The 18,051-nt window shown below is 41.8% G+C and carries 22 protein-coding genes and 1 pseudogene; all 23 read left to right on the top strand.

The features are described from left to right. Positions 1-17: 17 nt before the first annotated feature. A complete protein-coding gene (locus BLQ13_RS14365) occupies positions 18-599 on the top strand; it encodes a hypothetical protein (protein WP_090920971.1) in 582 nt (193 codons plus the stop codon). A 14-nt stretch (positions 600-613) separates the two neighbouring features. After that, positions 614-1,069, top strand: coding sequence for a hypothetical protein (locus tag BLQ13_RS14360; RefSeq protein WP_090920969.1), 456 nt, complete (start codon positions 614-616; stop codon positions 1,067-1,069). Between the two features lie 63 nt (positions 1,070-1,132). Then, on the top strand, positions 1,133-1,582 hold the full coding sequence (locus BLQ13_RS14355) for a hypothetical protein (protein ID WP_090920967.1): 450 nt from the start codon (positions 1,133-1,135) through the stop codon (positions 1,580-1,582). A gap of 89 nt (positions 1,583-1,671) precedes the next feature. Then, complete coding sequence (locus tag BLQ13_RS14350; RefSeq protein WP_090920965.1) at positions 1,672-2,106, top strand: DUF6557 family protein; 435 nt, start codon at positions 1,672-1,674, stop codon at positions 2,104-2,106. A gap of 64 nt (positions 2,107-2,170) precedes the next feature. Further along, positions 2,171-2,830 (top strand): hypothetical protein, encoded by a 660-nt coding sequence (locus BLQ13_RS14345; protein ID WP_090920963.1) that lies wholly within the window; start codon positions 2,171-2,173, stop codon positions 2,828-2,830. A 190-nt stretch (positions 2,831-3,020) separates the two neighbouring features. After that, positions 3,021-3,503: a macro domain-containing protein gene (locus BLQ13_RS14340; RefSeq protein WP_338060877.1), complete on the top strand. Its 483-nt coding sequence runs from the start codon at positions 3,021-3,023 to the stop codon at positions 3,501-3,503. Between the two features lie 39 nt (positions 3,504-3,542). Further along, positions 3,543-3,830 carry a hypothetical protein gene (locus BLQ13_RS14335; RefSeq protein ID WP_090920961.1) on the top strand — a complete coding sequence of 96 codons (288 nt, stop codon included), beginning with the start codon at positions 3,543-3,545 and terminating at the stop codon, positions 3,828-3,830. 146 nt (positions 3,831-3,976) lie between these two features. Next, positions 3,977-4,483 (top strand): annotated as a pseudogene (locus tag BLQ13_RS28865) (YfiT family bacillithiol transferase); the annotation flags it as partial. Between the two features lie 63 nt (positions 4,484-4,546). Then, the gene (locus tag BLQ13_RS28860) at positions 4,547-5,047 is read left to right on the top strand and encodes a helicase (RefSeq protein ID WP_244159325.1); all 501 of its coding nucleotides are present in this window, start codon (positions 4,547-4,549) and stop codon (positions 5,045-5,047) included. 131 nt (positions 5,048-5,178) lie between these two features. After that, a complete protein-coding gene (locus tag BLQ13_RS14325; RefSeq protein WP_090920957.1) occupies positions 5,179-5,724 on the top strand; it encodes a P-loop nucleotide/nucleoside kinase family protein in 546 nt (181 codons plus the stop codon). Further along, positions 5,721-6,020, top strand: a complete 300-nt coding sequence (locus BLQ13_RS14320) for a hypothetical protein (RefSeq protein WP_090920955.1) — start codon at positions 5,721-5,723, stop codon at positions 6,018-6,020. The genes BLQ13_RS14325 and BLQ13_RS14320 overlap by 4 nt, the downstream gene beginning before the upstream one ends. A gap of 111 nt (positions 6,021-6,131) precedes the next feature. After that, on the top strand, positions 6,132-6,671 hold the full coding sequence (locus tag BLQ13_RS14315) for a class I SAM-dependent methyltransferase (RefSeq protein WP_090920954.1): 540 nt from the start codon (positions 6,132-6,134) through the stop codon (positions 6,669-6,671). Between the two features lie 110 nt (positions 6,672-6,781). Next, complete coding sequence (locus BLQ13_RS14310; protein WP_090920952.1) at positions 6,782-7,300, top strand: phosphotransferase-like protein; 519 nt, start codon at positions 6,782-6,784, stop codon at positions 7,298-7,300. Positions 7,301-7,416: 116 nt separating this feature from the next. Further along, positions 7,417-8,010 (top strand): hypothetical protein, encoded by a 594-nt coding sequence (locus tag BLQ13_RS14305; RefSeq protein ID WP_090920950.1) that lies wholly within the window; start codon positions 7,417-7,419, stop codon positions 8,008-8,010. A gap of 55 nt (positions 8,011-8,065) precedes the next feature. After that, the gene (locus BLQ13_RS14300) at positions 8,066-8,599 is read left to right on the top strand and encodes a hypothetical protein (protein WP_090920948.1); all 534 of its coding nucleotides are present in this window, start codon (positions 8,066-8,068) and stop codon (positions 8,597-8,599) included. A gap of 23 nt (positions 8,600-8,622) precedes the next feature. Then, on the top strand, positions 8,623-9,135 hold the full coding sequence (locus BLQ13_RS14295) for a DUF6886 family protein (RefSeq protein WP_090920946.1): 513 nt from the start codon (positions 8,623-8,625) through the stop codon (positions 9,133-9,135). 25 nt (positions 9,136-9,160) lie between these two features. Further along, positions 9,161-9,547: a DUF5662 family protein gene (locus BLQ13_RS28855; protein WP_338060876.1), complete on the top strand. Its 387-nt coding sequence runs from the start codon at positions 9,161-9,163 to the stop codon at positions 9,545-9,547. A gap of 117 nt (positions 9,548-9,664) precedes the next feature. After that, entirely contained in the window at positions 9,665-10,153 is a 489-nt protein-coding gene (locus BLQ13_RS14285) for a DinB family protein (RefSeq protein WP_090920944.1), read from the top strand. Then, positions 10,150-11,085: an acetamidase/formamidase family protein gene (locus BLQ13_RS14280; RefSeq protein ID WP_090920942.1), complete on the top strand. Its 936-nt coding sequence runs from the start codon at positions 10,150-10,152 to the stop codon at positions 11,083-11,085. Before BLQ13_RS14285 ends, BLQ13_RS14280 begins: the two co-directional genes overlap by 4 nt. Before the next feature lie 105 nt (positions 11,086-11,190). Further along, the gene (locus tag BLQ13_RS14275; RefSeq protein WP_090920939.1) at positions 11,191-11,781 is read left to right on the top strand and encodes an HAD-IA family hydrolase; all 591 of its coding nucleotides are present in this window, start codon (positions 11,191-11,193) and stop codon (positions 11,779-11,781) included. 382 nt (positions 11,782-12,163) lie between these two features. Next, a complete protein-coding gene (locus BLQ13_RS14270; RefSeq protein ID WP_090920937.1) occupies positions 12,164-13,555 on the top strand; it encodes an ABC transporter substrate-binding protein in 1,392 nt (463 codons plus the stop codon). Positions 13,556-13,586: 31 nt separating this feature from the next. Next, positions 13,587-14,996, top strand: a complete 1,410-nt coding sequence (locus tag BLQ13_RS14265) for an ABC transporter substrate-binding protein (RefSeq protein WP_090920935.1) — start codon at positions 13,587-13,589, stop codon at positions 14,994-14,996. Between the two features lie 147 nt (positions 14,997-15,143). Further along, on the top strand, positions 15,144-18,017 hold the full coding sequence (locus BLQ13_RS14260; protein WP_186812291.1) for an extracellular solute-binding protein: 2,874 nt from the start codon (positions 15,144-15,146) through the stop codon (positions 18,015-18,017). Positions 18,018-18,051: the final 34 nt, after the last annotated feature.

Raw genomic sequence — 18,051 nt, 5'->3', positions numbered from 1 at the left:
CTAAAAAGAGGTACGTTATGTCCCAGACAATTACAATTCCTAGAATACAGTTAAAATTTCAAAGTGCTGTGTGGACAGCAGTAGTCTTAAGACAGAAGGATATAAATATCAAAGTAAAAGAAGAGCTGGGTCATCTACTGTTAGTAGATGCTAGGGACTGTCCTGAAATGTTTTTATTAGCCAGTTTATTTCAGCACGCCATGTATACTCACGACATTATTTATTTGGCGAGAGAAGATGATTCAAGTTGTGATCTCTTGGTATTTAACGGTGCGATAACTCCAATAAATCAAAGAGATTTAAAAAATCTAAAAACAGTGATAAAGCATATACAGCCAGGAACTTATACAATTCCGTTGATAGATTCTCACGGTGAATCAATGTGGAAGACTTGGCAACATTGGAAATACGATGAACAATTGAGAGTTATGGCGAACAAAGATTTAGCCATCATTAATGCATCTCAGCTGGGATACGAACTATTGATTCATCATTGTGCATACTTAGCAAGCTCGTATTCAGGGCATTCACATTTTGATCAGTATTCAACCAAGAAATCTATAGAACTGATTATACGTAATATGAAGCGAAATAATTAAATGAGGTATGTTATATGAGTGAACCAGTGCAGTTTTTTTATAATGATGATCTTATAGGAGTGTGGTCATCTGAAGCGTTTTTTTATGATGCATTTGAAGATACACAGTTAGAATTTCATGCGGATGGCACGGGATGTCATGCCTATTTAAGACCTGATGGTCAAGAGATTACCTTATTCCGATGGACGTTAATTAAGGATCGAATTGAATTTGAGGAATATTTCACGGTATCCATTGAAGTGAGTGAGGTTACGGGAGAAGAAATTTGCTCTACAGATCGATTTGAAAATAAATATTCAGCAAGGTTTTTCAAAGCGAAGGGATTAAATGTGGCTAATGAAGAGATTAATGTGATCGTATTCTATTCCCCTTTGATTGAAGGAATCAATTCACAATCATTTGGAAAGATTTCAAAAACATTGGATAGATCACTTATTGATGCAGCCATGAGACATGAGCAGGACATCTAATAGATCATGGAAGCTGGGCTGCTCAGAGTAATCTGTACAAATAATCAATGATTGGAGTCCAGGATGAGTAAATTAATTCCTATATTGATAGGTGTCCTTCTACTTATAACAGGTTGCAGTACTACACATAAGATCCATACCGATTCAACCAAAGAATTAACAAAAGAGCTGAAGGAAATTTTTCCGTCGATTGAAAAAGTTCATTTTACGTTTACCCGTCCGAATCTCTCTTGCAGAATAGACATGAGCGAAGAACCGAGTAAAGAAGAACTGGAAGCAATTCTTACAGTAATTAAGAGATTTACTACAGTGGATAACATGAATGAGATTGCTCGTAGCGTTAAATGGGGACTGGAAATATCCAAAATTTATCTTGATATGAATACGGATGAGGATACGAAAACCATTGAACATGCTTATTATGCGAGATATTTCAAAACATCCAACGCTAGCGACTATTCCGAAACAAACATTGAGGGTTATAGAATTTGGTATGAAATAAATGAGAAATAGTGGCGACTGTACCTATTAAATTCTCAGAATAGCAATTAAACGCTACCCTTAACCATTGAGAGTCTTATAAAGAATAGGAGTACAATGAGTTGATTACTTTTAAAGAGATTTTAGAGCGTGTTACTTTCGATGCCGTTTGGGATAACTTGATTAAATACTATCCTGATATGGCTCAAATAAAAGAAAAATATGTAACAGTATATGAATCCATTCTTTTACAAAACTCTGCAACTAATGTAGTTGAAATGATTGTTCATATAGACTCGATTGATTCTGATGATGATAAGGATAAAAAAGACATCGAATATAGAGTACACGGAAAGAATAATTCACCTGAGTGGGAAGGATATTGGGATCTTTCCGCAAGTAAGTGGGGAGAATGGTTAGGTTTTTATGTAGATCAACAGGTACTTGAGCAATTCTCAACTGAACAAATCGTCGCACTTTGTTTGGTTGAAATGACTTGGTTTGGTTTTTCTGAAGAACGAATCAAGGATCGGATTGATCATCTTGAAGATGATTAACAATCGGAGTGAACACAGGGACTTTAGGCCAAATTGGCGCAGATATGATGTTGGGGTGATCAGGATGAAGCACAAAATAAATACCATTACCAAGCTTGTATACAATGTTGCTAATTACTTGGTTGAGGAAAAGGACTACACAAGTACATATAATAAAATTAGGTTGTTAACCAAAGAAGTATGGAATATTCATCACAACGAGCTATTGAACGAACTAAGTAAGTTAGATAATTCTACTGCTGATTATCAATTATTCTGGCTGGAATGCCTAAGTTGGCCAAGAAAGTCTCCAAACTTGAAAGGGTTAGATGGAATGCCATTGTTTTTTCCTTATAGCTCATTACCTTCAGATTTTAATGGTTTCGGTTTCCATGATTCAACCATAGATTCAATTTCTGTGAATGATCCAAGGGAAGTCGTTCTTCATATCAAACTTGATTCTTGGGATTATCAAAAAGCAGAACTGACTTTTTACAACGTAGGTAGTTGTTTTTATCAGACAGAAGAAGGGACAATTATTGAGAACCTAGGTCGTATTCAGGATTTTTGCATTTTGTCAGATGGGGAAGTACCGAACATCAGCTTTGCTTTGAAGCATTTAAAGATTAGCCAGGTAGGCACTATAACGGATAAAAGACTGTTTTATTTCTCGGGATCAGAGTCTTCAAACACTTATGAATCAATCTATATTTTTGCAGAAAATTGGAATATAGAAACCATATAATAGCTTTAAGTGAATAACAACATTCCTATTATATCCTTGAAAGGGGAATTCGCCTTGGTTTAGCATGGCTAGGGGGTAACGTAGTAAGATAAAAAAGTAGAAATAATGATGTGACCGGAGGGCAACGATGGAAGCAATGTTTAATGACTCGATAATTCAACTAGTTCGATGAGATATAAGCAAAATAGAAGTGGATGCTATAGTCAATGCTGCTAATACTAGTTTAATGGGAGGGGGCGGAGTAGATGGTGCTATTCATAAAGCTGGAGGAAAAGCATTATTAGATGATTGTATAAAGATCTGGAATCAACGAGGTGGTTGTGCAGTCGGAGAAGCAGTAGTAACGACTGGGGGTAACCTGAAATGCCGATATGTGATTCATACTGTAGGCCCTGTTTGGAATGGTGGAAAAAACAATGAAGAAGAAAAACTCAGAAACTGTTATAAAAATTCGTTAATGCAAGCTGATCTTCATAGCGTCTCCAGCTTGGCTTTTGCTAATATAAGTACAGGCATATATAAGTATCCCAAAGAATCAGCCTGTAATGTGGCCTTGGATGAGGTATCACAATATCTATTGAAAAATCAAACAAAAATTCAGAAAGTAATATTTGTTTGTTTTGATGACGAGAGTTTAGAAATATACACGAATGAATTAAAGAGATTGGGATAACGAAAATGAAGCATCATTTGTAAACTGAGGAGCGAATGAATGGCATTTTGTATTGATTTTAAATTAATTTGTGTCAATGACGGTACTGCAACGTATGCTTACGGAGACTGCTCTGAGAATCTTGAAGGCCGGTTTGAATTAAATATAGAACGCCTGCTCACAGGCGAAATGAGCATGGATACAGATATGAGAGAAGTTGTTAAGGTAACCAAGCCGTGTTTAAGTGATGGAGAACATCAACATAAAGCAAACCGGGCATTCAGTAAGATCTATAAACATTATAAAGTTACGGGTTCGTATCTAAAAGAAGGAGGGTACTATGCCTGATTTTACTATATAAGATGGAGTCATTGAAGCTAGCCGTTAGGATCATGGCTGCTTCTTTTTTTATTTTTCCACTTCGCAAATGGAACATTGTGGGTTATATTGGATATGATTTGATCCTGTAGTAAACGATTGGAGCAGTGTTAAATATGGACTTAGATGAAAAGATACGTTTTCCGATTGGACACTTTGAGCCCCGATTTGAATTTACTGATGAGGATCGAAAACACATATTGGATCAAATTCCCGAGATTGCGAAAAACTTAAGATTGGTTACACAAGATTTTAATGATGAGCAACTTCGTACTCCTTATCGTACAGGCGGCTGGACGATCATCCAGATTGTACACCATCTTGCAGACAACGATATGAACGCGTACATAAGGTTCAAAAGAGCTTTAACTGAAGAGGAACCACTCGCAAGCTCGTATCGCGAGGATTTGTGGGCATCGTTACAGGAGTATAAAGATTTGCCAATGGAAGATTCAATCATGTTGCTTGAAATACTGCACAAACGATTTCTCACGCTGCTACGTGGTATACAACCCGAACAATTTAGGCGGAAACTGCGAACAGAGGTATTGGGTAGCATTACGCTGGATGTCGCCATTCAACGATTGGTCTGGCATGGACAGCATCATATTGCTCAGATTAAATCTTTGAAAAGTGTCACAAAAATAGGAGTGCTTAACCAAGAAGAAATTTACCCTCATTGTCCCATGGAAATAAGAGTCGTCGAAGTTGGGGGAGTAAGCAAACCGCAGCTTAAAGATAAATTACAGCAGTGTTCAATTCGAATGAATGAATACGGAATTAAGCTGTTTGATGATGAGAAATTTGTCATTTCTCCCACCAAGAGGCGGCTAGAGACGGTCGAGTTAGCTGTTAGAAATCTAGGATTTTTGGATGGAGCTACGACCCTACAACTCTTTCAAATGGCAGATACTCTTGGTTTGCAGTTATGTCCTATTGATTTGAGTCCCTATCTTAGAATTCAATATTTGGATCAACCTGAGACATGTACATCAAGCACTGAAAAAGGAAACCAAGCACCATCAGGTTCACTCACAATAGCCTCTGAACCTCTTACTGAGGATGATCATTTTCCAAAAGGTTTTTATCTCAGAAATATAGAAGGCGAGTTGTGGTTACGAGGTTACATTGCGGATGATCTGCATGTGTGGAACCCTCATGACCGTTTTATCTTTTGCAGAACTTGACTGTAGCGCAAGATTGAGAGGGCTTTGGTTGGATCATCCAATCGGAGATGGAAAGATACGGCATCATTTTACGAAGAATTAGGATTCGATATGTGGTATATCCAGATGTATAAATAGAAGGTGAGGACAACATGAGTCAAACCATATACGTGATCTCGGGGCCGGCTGGGGTAGGAAAATCGACAACGTCACAACAGCTTGTTCAGGCATTGAGCAAAAGTGCGTATATTTCGGGAGATGCAATCAGTCATATTCCAGTGAATGGACGAGGTAAACCATGGTTATTTAAAGAGACGTTTGATCTGACATGGAAAAATATACTGAGCTTAACCCGGAATCTGTTAGAACAGGATTATGATGTTGTCATCGACTACGTTACTTTCCCTTCAGAAATAGAATGGTTTGTGCAGCAGTTAACAGATTTTCAATACAGGATCGTCTATGTTGTCTTGTTGGTAGATCGAAGTACCCTGATTGCCAGGGACCAATCGAGATCAGCAGAAGTACAGATGGGTGAGCGCAGTTTGGTTTTACTGGAGGAATTTGAAGCGTGCTCAGAATTAAAAGAACAACATAAACTCTATACGCAGCAGTACAGGCGAGAACAAGTATCTGAAATTATTGAAGAAATTCAAAACAACTTTAGGTTTATATTGAAGGGAGGTCACCCGAGTTGAAGGCACTACCCAAAATTTTTTCGTTCATTCTCATTATTGTAGGAATCAGTATAGTGACACTTACCAAAACGATTGAAGAGGTAATCCCCAAACTGGGATATACCGCATTTCAGTCCGCAGCAGCAGGAAGTTACAGCCCGATTAACTATGAGATGGATTTGGGTCTGAACTACTGGGTTGGAGGTATCTGTATTCTGATTGGAACGATTTACTTCATTCGCCACATTGCTTTCTTTCAACATTCGATTACCGAAATGAAAAAGAGAGACAAAGAGTTTGAGGAGCAACATAGATAATACCAGGCGTACGCTGGAGTTTATGATTATAAATTCTCAGGTGGTGACCCGAATGGATGATCAAAATCTCTTGAATTTTTATTTACATATGAGGGAGAAGGAAGCCTATCAATGGAATTTATCACCTGCAAGCTTGTATTTGGAATTGGAGACCAGAGATTTTTAGCAAAACACTTTGAAATGTTCAGTGGCATGAATGCGCTTAATGTTGGCATTGGAGTAGGAGAATGGGACGATTATATCGGTTACTTGTTGAATGGTGTGGGTTGTTTAACAAGTATTGATATTAACAAGGATATATGTGACATATTTAAATACCGACAACAAAAGGAGGGCCATCCCAATGCCTCTACTGTTATATGTGAGGACTTTTTAGCATGTGAATTGCCTCAAACTTATGATCTGGTCACCATGATTGGCTCTGCTCTGCAAGAGACAGGCGCATACCGGAAAGGTTTGCAGAAAATATCAGAGGTGTTAAAACCGAACGCTCAATTCATGTATATGGATTTTGATAGATACCACAAAAAAGAAGATTTATTCGAACTGTTGACTGAATTGAACTTTGAGCTGATGCATATCGAAGAATACAACCGATTTTCAAATGTCAGTTTTTATTGCATGAAGATCCAAAAGGCGGGGGTTCTATGAATCGTACTCTCATGATGTTAGGCATTGATAGTGGATGCCCTTTGGAATGCGTGTTAGTTCATGCTGTAAAATATTTATAAATTCTTATTTTAGCAAAGGGAGATATCATAATGAATAAAGGCAAAATTATTTTTTTGAATGGTGTAACGAGTTCGGGGAAAACGTCAATTGTAGAGGCAATGCAGTCATACGACGATCCGTTCTTTTATGTTGTGGCGAACGATTTATTTGAGAATACAATCGGGGATAAACATCTACAGACCGATTACTGGAAATACCTAAGCGAAGCCATCATCATGATGTATCACACAGCGAAGGTATTCTCAGACCATGGCAAGCATGTGCTGATCGATGGGATTTTGGTGGAGAGACCGGAGCTTGCACCGCATTATGAACAAGTGAAAAAGATATTTGAAGGATATCCACTAGAGATTGTGGAGCTACATTGCCCTCTCGATATCTGTCGTCAGCGTAACCTTGAACGGGGAGACCGCAGAGAAGACCAGTCTGAAGAGCAACATCGTATGATGGCGTCCGACATTCAGTATACGTACTCGGTTGATACGAGTCAGCATACACCTGAAGAATGCGCCGAGATGATTATCAACACGTTATTCAAAAGTGAATAAGGTTTCTTCTGTGGCATGAAACGAGGAGAATAAAAATGAAGCTGGGACGTCTAAAGCAAGATGGTCCAGCTTCTTGACTATTTCAGCACAATAGCAGGAAGAAGGAGCAAACAGATATGCAGTTTGGGAAACATAAAGAGCGCTCGAATCGAGAAAGAATACTTCTTCAATTCATAACCTTGCGCTGGGAGAAGGAAGTGAGAGGGGCCCCTTTTTCCACTGCCCGAAATGATATGGAGAAAGCCTTCCGTTTACCGGATATGCTGTTCAGTTACGATACGTCCTATGGTCTGCCTTACCACCGAATGCTCATTTTGCAGAACAAGAACGGTTTTGAGAAGATTCAAGATAAAAGTGTCATTCTGAAACCTACTGTGAATAATTTCAAATTGGGATGTGTTTTGATTGATAATAAGGAGCCCGAATCCGAAAATTCCGAATATGATGTAACCTTCACCTACTCCCCGGAATGTGGGAAACCTATCCGATATGATAAGCGATATCAGCCTTTGACAGAGCGGGCATTTGGATTGACTTCAAACGAATATGGAAGAGTGGTGTACAACGGAAGGCATATCTATCAGGATACCGGAGAATGGTACTACGAGTTAAATATATTGAATATGTTACTTACCGAGCAGAAAGATCCAAATGTGTTGATTGATCAGGAGCCGCTGAACGTATATAACCAGATCGAGATTTTATATTAATGTAATTTAGAAACGAATGATTGATATAAAATGTGCGCTAGGAGTGGGACACATAATGATAGATCCTCAAGAGATCTTACCAGTAGTCAAACGATTAGAAGCGAATCATATTGCATATTCACTGGGTGGAAGTGCGATGTTGTGTTTTCTTGGCTTAGTTGATTCCGTGAACGATTGGGATCTGATGGTCGATTGTCCAAAATTCAAATTTATAGAAGTGATTGCTGGATATGAGTGGATCGAGAAGGAGAGCGGCGACAAACCATTTGCAAGTGAATATAGAATGGAGGTTGAGTCGTTAAATGTGGATGTCATTGGCGGATTTGCTTTTGATGTAGATGGAAGACGACTGGAGTTACCTATATCGCCTATTCGAAATGTAAAATGGCACGGAATGCATGTTTCAAGTCCTGAAGTGTGGTACGTTGCTTATCAGATGATGGGTAGACATGAGAAAGCGGATTTGATTTTAGATTATTTGCAAACAAGCAATGAGTATGTGAATCAGGATCTGATTAAGAGCTTGTTAGCGAACGACATTTTAACGTATGGGATTAGAAAAGGATTGAACACACTGCTTGAGACTTAACTTCACGAACAGAGGTGTATCAAATGCTATATCATTTCAGTGAAGAATCTGATATTCATATCTTTATACCAAGAGCGAAGCAGAATCGGCCTGAGTTTCCGGCGGTTGTCTGGGCGATTGATGAGCAACATGAATTCAGTTATTACTTTCCGAGAGATTGTCCTCGCATTGTTATTCGAAGAACGAACGACATTAGTGATGAGCATCATGAGTTGTTTTTTAAACACTCAAATGCAGACCTCATTGTAACGGTTGAGAACGAGTGGTACTCCAGGATCATGCAACAAACGTTGTATCGGTATCATCTGGATGCAGCGTCGTTTAAACTTTTTGATGAAACCGCAGGGTACTATATTTCTGATCAGGTGGTTACACCAAGTTACATAGAGAAAATCGATCATCTGGTAGATAGGCTTTTGGCCAGAGGGGTTGAGTTGCGATTCACTACAAATCTATATCCTCTGAGAAATGCCGTGTTACACTCAGACTTCCAACAATTCGGAATACATCGTTTCAATCATGCTAAACCAGTGTAGAGGGCGGGAATAGCCAGTTAGGGGGATGACCATGCTTTCTGCCTATTGGAGGTATTTCTTATATGTAACTGAACATAAGTTGAACGTTTTCATTGAGTGCTGGCATGAAGGGTTATATTTACAAGGGATACTTCATGATTTAACGAAATTTTGTCCTCACGAATTTTTCCCTTATGCAATCAAGTTCTATTCGGACCGTAAAGATGAAGTCACAGAACTAAGGTGGAAGAAGGCATGGCTTCATCATCAGAATCATAATAAACATCATTGGGAGTATTGGATCGTGAACAGAAATACAAAAGAAGCTCTGCCTATGCCGCAAAAATATACTATAGAGATGGTATGTGACTGGAGATCTTTTACGAGAAAATGGGGTCGTAGAGTCAAAGATTCAATCTGGCAGAAGGCATGATGAACTCGGAAGATATTATTTTGCATCCAAAGACGAGAGAATCGCTTGAACAGTTGCTTACTAGAAAGGGCGAATCGTGATGGTTCATCTTCTACAAAGAGAAGGGGGAAGTTTGGTGTGAATAAAGAAATGGAACAACTGCTTTTAGCTTTTGAAGAATGGACGCTGTTTGCCAAAACGTTGAGTCGTCTCGAAGAAAAGACCTGGAATTCCAGTCTAGAAAAAGGAAAGTGGACGATCAAATCCATCGTAAGCCATATGATGTTATGGGATCGATATTTTTACAAGGAAGCGATTGAGAAGATTGCCCTGAATCAGCAGATTACGTTGAAGCATCTGGATTTTGATGAGTTTAATCGCAAAGCTGTGGAGTACGGGAACCGCACAGAGCCGTTCGAAATTGTCGACAAGGCGATCACTTACCGTCACAAAATTATGAATGATATTCGAGGGTTATCAGAGGAACAGCTTTATCAACGATATGTGGATCCAGAGAACAAGGATAATGTATTTTACATTCCCCAATACCTTAAAGATTTTATATGGCATGACCAGCATCATATGGAGCCGTTAAAACAATATCTGGCCGGGGAGGGATTGTTGTGAGTATTCATACGATTACATTAGCTCAGGAAAATCTGATTGGTTCATTTACGGATGAGGTAACGCCGATTTTAAAGATCAAGTCAGGTGATTCCATACGTTTTCAAACGCTGGACGCAGGTTGGGGCACGGGAGTAAGTTATGCGAAACGAATCAAACCTTTTCCACGACAAGGTGAAAAAGATGGAGGGCACGCCTTAATCGGCCCAATCTATATTGAAGAAGCGAAGCAGGGAAAGACACTCGAGATCATTTTCAATGAGATTATACCAGGCAGTTACGGGTTTACTTCCGCGGGTGGATATCCCAACTGGCAGAATCAGAAATTGCATCTAACAGAGGTCGAAGAACTGTCTCTAAATTGGACACTTGATCGACAAGCGATGAGTGGCTCTTGTGAGGTACGGGGCAAGTCATACAGCGTATCCTTAAATCCATTCATGGGTGTCGTCGGCATGCCGCCAGAATCAGGAGGGATTCATACGACCTGGCCACCGCGATATTGTGGAGGGAACATCGACTGCAAGGAACTAGTACAGGGAAGTAAGTTATATCTGCCTGTTCCTGTAGATGGGGGTTATCTGGCGATTGGTGATGGTCATGCACGGCAAGGCGATGGGGAAGTCAGCTGTCAGGCGATTGAATGTGCCACGGAGCTTGTAGATATTACAGTGAATGTCATAGATGATATAAAGCTGACCAATCCACGTGCGCATACGCCTTCTGGATGGATTACCTTTGGTTTTGATGAGGACTTGAATGAAGCAACGGTTCAAGCGTTGGATGGCATGTTAGGCCTGATGGGCGAGTTATATGGCCTGGAGCGGGTAGAAGCGATTGCGCTGGGAAGCGCAGTGATTGATTTGCGTATCACGCAAATTGTGAATGGTGTGAAAGGTGTGCATGCCTTTTTGCCCCACGATGCTTTTAAGTGATTTGAAACGGTTATGCTGCTTATACAAATTGAATAGATGATTTACATAATCACGGAGTGGACACATCTTTAATTCAGTATTATCAATGAACCGGAGGTTGATGTGATGAGAGACAAGCCACAGCTTGTTTTAGATATTGCAGGTGTGTTGTTAAGTAATATGTCGTTAATGTGCTGGAAAGAAATGATTCAGGAAACGAACCTGTCAGCAGATCAATTAAAAATCCATTTTGGGAGCATTAAGAAACAGCTTTGGACTGGGAAAATAAAGGAAGAAGAGTTTTGGATTTCCTTAGGCGAAATGTTTCCTGAATTACCGATCGGCCGAGCAAGAGACATCCTATTTGATTCAATCGTTCCGTTACCTGCTGCTGGGTACCTTGAGCGCTGGAGTAAGTCCGCCGATATTCATCTACTTAGCAATCATTGCAGCGAATGGATACAACCGAATCTGGATAGCTTAAGCCATTATGCAAAAAGTGTAACGATCTCGAATCAAGTAGGTTTATGCAAACCGGAGATTGAAATATATCAACTGGTTGAAACGCATCTGGCAGGTGGAGTAGACGTACTGTTTATTGATGACCAAGAGAAAAATTTGCATTCGGCTAAACACCTCGGATGGAAGACATTGTTGGCGGATGAAGAGGGGAAATGGACTCAAGAAGTAGAATCATTCATAAATTTTCAAATTTAAATTCGTATTTCATATATTACTGAAGCCCTCTACGATGTCATTTAGTCTGATGTTAGAGGGTTTTGAAGATTTATCCCCTTTAAGTGTTATGTTTTCCTTAAATTGTGCGGAATGAATTAGAAGGGATCAAAATATTCTAAATAATAACAGAATATGTATTGACCCAAGGCTTTTCATGATACTATAATGAAATGGGTTTCATGAAATCCGTTTCATTAACTCCTAACAATTTCGTAAGCGCTTTCTGATGAAGGGGGTTGGCAGGTTTTCAAGTTCCCATCCGTGACAGCCTTGTGATGAATTAAGTCACTCGAGGAAGTCATCCAAGTATGATGCAAGCTTGATTCATCTTTATCTAACTTTGAGGGGGAGCGTGTGAAAGATGAAGTTTGTGAGAAAGAAGAGGTTCAGCCTGTTGGTGATTTTCACCTTACTGGTAACCATTATTGCTGGTTGCAGTGGTGGAAGTACACCATCTGATACAGCGACCCAGCCACCGGCGGATAAAAACAAAGAAGCGGCAGTCGAACCTGTACAGGAAAAACAGGAGCCTAAGGTGGATTTGAACGGCAGAGCTGTTCGCATATCGAACTGGTGGGATGCATCTCCCAAAGGAGATTCGGAGGCGGATGAGCGCGCTCGTGAACGAATCAAAAATGTAGAAGAGAAATACAACGTTAAAATTTCTTACTTGAATACAGATTACGGAGCAACATCCGAGAAAATTTCTTCATCCGTGATGGCGAATGAACCATTTGCAGAGATTGTGCGTGTGCCTGACGGTAATATTTGGGGTCTTATGCAGGGCGGATTCCTTACACCACTGGACGAATATCTGAAGGATACGCAGATCAAGCCGGATGTCATCGATTCGATGCGATTTGGCAGTGATAAAGTATATGGACTGACGGGTTGGTATACCCCGAATGACAGCGGAATGTTTTACAATAAACGAATATTCAAGGAAGCTGGTTTGAAAGATCCGCAGCAATTGATGGAAGAGGATAACTGGAACTGGGATACGATGCTGGATGCTGCCAAGAAGCTAACCGTAGATAAAAACGGTGACGGCAAGATGGATCAGTATGGTCTGTCGGGTGCGTACTATGTACTTCACGAAATGCTGATTGGAAGCAACGGCGGCAAGATGTATGACGAGGCAACGCAAAAGGCAGCGTTTGATTCACCTGAATCCTTGGAAGCGCTTAACTTTTTGTATAGTCTGTACAACGACCACAAAGTTGTGAAGGCCAATGCCGGTAATGATTGGGAAGACCCATCCAAATTTTTCTCAGAAGGCAACATTGCGATGTACCCTGGCGGATTATGGGAAGTCGAAGGCCGTATTCTGGATAAGTTAAAGGACGACTGGGGTTATGTCTACATGCCTAAAGGTCCAAAAGCAAAAACGTATCTGGATACAGTCAACAGTACAGAAAGTTTTGTTATTCCTAAGGGCGTTAAGGATGCCGATATCATCGTGAAAATTTGGGAAGAGCTTCAGGACTTTGACAACTGGCAGGATAATCACCGTCTGTGGTTAGAAAACATTTTGCCTGACGAAGCTTCGATCGCTAATGCCATGAATGACAACGGACAGGTTGAACGTGTATACGGTGCTCGTGCTGGAGGATTAGGTGTTAAGGAAGCTCTCGGCAGTGTAACCGAAAAGTTCGTGAAAGGTGAAGTGACTCCATCTACAGGTGTTGCTCAGGTCATCGGACCTGCACAGGCAGGAATTCAGAAAGTACTGAAGGGCGAAAAAAGCAAGTAAAGTAAAATCATTTACTTAAGGGAGGCAACCCATGTTGAAAAAATTGATTTCTAACCAAATCATGTTCATCGTTTTGTTTGCCGCTTTGATTATGCTTTTGTCTGCATGTAGTGGTTCTAATGATAAACCAGCCGAGCCTGTTGCGACTAAACCAGCTGAGACGGAGACTAACACCACACCTGCCAAGGAAGAAGAGAAGGAAGAGGCTGTGCCAGCTCCTGATTTGAACGGACGGGTCATTCGCATATCTCACTGGTGGGATGCCACTCCCAAAGGAGATTCAGAGTCAGATGAACTGGCGCGTGAGCGAATCAAAATGGTGGAAGAAAAATATAACGTGAAAATCAAGTATCTGAACACCGAATACTGGTCTACATCTGAAAAACTGTCTTCCTCCGTGCTCGCGAACGAGCCTTTTGCGGAAATTGTCCGCATTCCCGATGGTTTCATCTGGGGACTTATGCATGGTGGATTCCTGACCCCGCTGGATGATTATCTCAAAGACACTCGGGTCGAGAAGGATGTTGTGGACTCGATGCGCTTTGGCGGTGACAAGGTGTATGGTCTCGAAAGCTGGTATTCACCAAATGACAGCGGTCTGTTCTATAACAAACGAATTTTTAAGGAAGCGGGCTTAAAAGACCCACAGCAGTTAATGGATGAGGATAACTGGAACTGGAATACGATGCTGGATGCAGCCAAAAAGCTAACCGTTGACCGCAATGGTGACGGTAAGATGGATCAATACGGTCTTGCTGGAGCGCATTACGTACTTTCGGAGATGCTGATCGCGAGCAACGGTGGCAAACTGTACGATGAGCAGACAGGCAAAGTGACGTTTAATTCTCCCGAAGCGATGGAAGCGCTTAACTTCCTGCATAGCCTGTACACCGAGCATAAAGTGATCAAAGCCAACGGAGGCAACGACTGGGAAGATCCAGCCAAATATTTCGGAGAAGGCACGATTGCAATGTATCCCGGTGGACTCTGGGAGGTTGAAGGCCGGATCGTAGATAAGCTGAAGGATGAGTGGGGATATGTTTATATGCCTAAGGGTCCTAAAGCGAACTCTTACTTTGAACCTTTCGGTCAGACGGCAGCTTATGTTATTCCGAAAGGTGTTAAGGATGCAGATGTGATCGTGAAGATCTGGGAAGATCTGCAAGACTTTGATAACTGGCAGGATAACCGCAGACTGTCTCTTGAAAATATTTTACCGGATGAAACTTCAATCGCGAATGCGATGAATGATGATGGCAAGGTACAACGTTTGTTTGGCGGACGCTTCGGCGGTCTGGGCATCAAAGAGCAATTGGACAGCGTAACCGAGAAATTTGTGAAAGGTGAAATTACACCTTCTACAGGTATTGCACAAGTCATTGCACCTGCTCAGGCTGCGGCGAAAAAAGTACTAAGCGGAGAGCAAGACAAGAAAAAATAATGGATATAAGTTGACGGCCTCATATCTGTTCTCGGTTAGCCGGGAAACAAATTTGCAGGCCGTCCATCTGATTACGTTTAAGAGAGTCAGTTAAAGGAGGGGCATTGGGTGAAATTCACATTATCCCGAGTGACGATTGTCGTCGTCATGGTCATGCTCGTCGTGGTGTACGCGATATTTAGTTCCGGTGCGAGCGGTAATTCCAAATCCGGAAATCGAACATCAGATCCGAGCCGTGTGATGCCGATATCGGAGTCTGCTGCGGAGGGTAGCTATGATTATTATCTGCAGCAATACCAGAACGAGAAGCGGCCTTCCAGAGAAATTGTCATTCAGGGAGCAGATTACACAGCTGCTGAAGGAATGAAACCAGAGATGATCACAGAGCTCGGCGGCGAAACGGGCAAGTTTATACGAACAGAGGAGAGCGGTTCCATGCAATGGGACGTGGATGTTCCGGAATCCGGCATGTATCACATGACGTTGCGTTATTACCCGATTCAAGGAAAGAGCTCTGCGATCGAACGCGAGTTATGGATTGATGGGGAGATCCCTTTCAACAGTGCACGCAACATGAGCTTTCATCGGGTTTGGGTCAATGAAAAATCCGAAATTGAGCAAGACAATAGAGGCAATGACTTGCGTCCGCGTCAGATTGAAGCACCCATGTGGCAGGAGTCCATCCTGAGAGATAAAGAAGGCTATTATGAAGAGCCGTACCAGTTTTATTTTTCAGCAGGGAAACACTCCATAAAGCTTGTATCGACACGGGAGCCGATGGTCATTGATTCGATCAAACTACATCATTACGAAGAGCCGCCATCCTATGCGGAACTGAAGCAGGAGTACGAATCGAAAGGATACGCGGAAACAAGCGGACACTTGATCAAAGTTCAAGGGGAACAGGCCGCAACCAAGTCATCACCGACCTTGTATCCGATTACAGATCGATCCAGCACCTCAACAGAACCTTATGATGTTTCCAAAATCAGAATGAACACCATTGGTGGGAACAACTGGCGTGTGCCGGGGCAATGGATTGCATGGGAAATGGATGTTCCGGAGGATGGCTTATATAAAATTGCAATCAAAGGCAGACAGGAATTGCTGAGAGGCATATATTCCACACGCTCGTTGCAGATCGATAACCAAACGCCATTCAAAGAGATGATGCAGATTCCATTCTTCTATGATTCGGATTGGCAGATGCATGTGCTTGGGAGCGAGGAAGAGCCGTATTTATTTTATTTAACCAAAGGAAAACATGATTTGCGGCTTGAGGTCAGTCTTGGGGCCATTGCGCCTTTGATCCGTCAGGTTGAAGCCAGCGTGCTTGAGATCAATGCGATGTATCGAAAAATTCTGATGATCACAGGCAATGTGCCTGACCCATATCGCGATTATCAATTAGAGAAGCAGATTCCAGATATGGTGGAAGTATTTCATAAGCAAAGCGATATCTTGAATGCGGTTTCTGAAGAATTAATTCGTCTAACAGGTGAAAAGAGTGATAAAACCGCGATTTTGAATAAAACCGCTTATCAACTGGCTGATCTGGCTGACAAACCGGAAACGGTTCAGAAACGGTTATCTCAATTCAAAATCAACGTCGGAAGTGTCGGTTCTTGGCTTCTGGAAGTTCGGGAGCAACCGCTGGAAATTGACTATCTGCTCTTAGCTTCCCCTGATGAGAAGTTGCCAAACGCAAATGATTCGGCCTTCCGCAAAGCAGGGCATGAGGTTTCGTCTTTCTTCCATTCTTTCTTTGAAGATTACGACACCATCGGTAGCACAGCGGATGAAGATAAATCCGTTACCGTCTGGATTGGTACAGGCCGCGACCAGGCGCAGGTATTAAAAGCGATGATTGATGACACGTTTACACCGCTGACAGGCATTAGTGTCAATCTCAAGCTGGTCAATGCCGACGTGTTGCTCCGCGCCTCCCTTGCAGGAGAAGGACCGGATGTGGCGATGCAAGTAGGCAATGATGTGCCGGTTAACTTCGGGATGCGGCATGCGGCAGAGGATCTGTCTACGTATCCGGGGTACCACGAATTGATCAAACAGTTCAGGGACAGTGCCATGGTTCCTTATCAATTTGAGGATCAAGTATTTGCCCTACCGGAACAGCAAATATTCAATATGTTATTTTACCGGAAAGATATTCTGGAACAGCTTGACCTTGAGCCACCTCAGACGTGGGAAGATGTGTATGCCATGATTCCGGTGCTGCAGAAGCATAACATGGAAATGGCACTGCCGCTTGCTCAAACCACAGGTGTACCGGTACTCGAAGTAAACCGGGCGTATGCAATGCTGCTCTATCAAATGGGTGGTTCATTCTATTTAGACCAAGGTGCCAGAAGTGGTATGGATACGGAAACGGGGCTGGAAGCGTTCAAAGAATGGACGAATTTTTATACCAGTTATAAACTTCCGCTCACCTTTGATTTCCCGATGCGCTTTAGAACAGGTGAAATGCCAGTGGGCATTATGGATTACACCTTCTACAACTATTTGTCTGTATCTGCGCCAGAGATCAAAGGATTATGGGAGTTTATCCCGGTTCCAGGAATCAAGCAGAAGGACGGAAGCATCAAACGGGATGTGGCTAGTGGTGGCACGGCGACGGTCATGCTGAAACAATCCAAACATAAGGATGCGGCATGGGAATTCATGAAATGGTGGGTTAGTAAGGATGCACAAGTTCGATTCGGACGGGAAATGGAAGGTCTGATGGGAGCTGCGGCGCGCTATCCGACAGCCAACATTGAAGCATTACAGGAATTGCCTTGGCCAATCCGCGATTATCGCAGTTTGGAAGAACAATGGGAGTGGGTGCAGGGCGTGCCTGAAGTGCCTGGAGGTTACTTTACAGGTCGCCATCTGGACAATGCCTTGCGTGAGGTCGTGAATAACGGTACCAATTCCACGGATGCCATCTATGATTATGTGCAGGAAATTAACTACGAAATTCAGCAGAAACGAAAAGAGTTTAAATTGGACGGAATGCGCTAGGGAGGGACTCTTTTGCAAAAGACAGAAATGGTGA

The organism is Paenibacillus polysaccharolyticus, from assembly GCF_900102085.1.
In the GTDB taxonomy this organism is placed as follows: domain Bacteria; phylum Bacillota; class Bacilli; order Paenibacillales; family Paenibacillaceae; genus Paenibacillus; species Paenibacillus polysaccharolyticus.
This window is presented reverse-complemented; position numbering and strand designations above follow the sequence as displayed.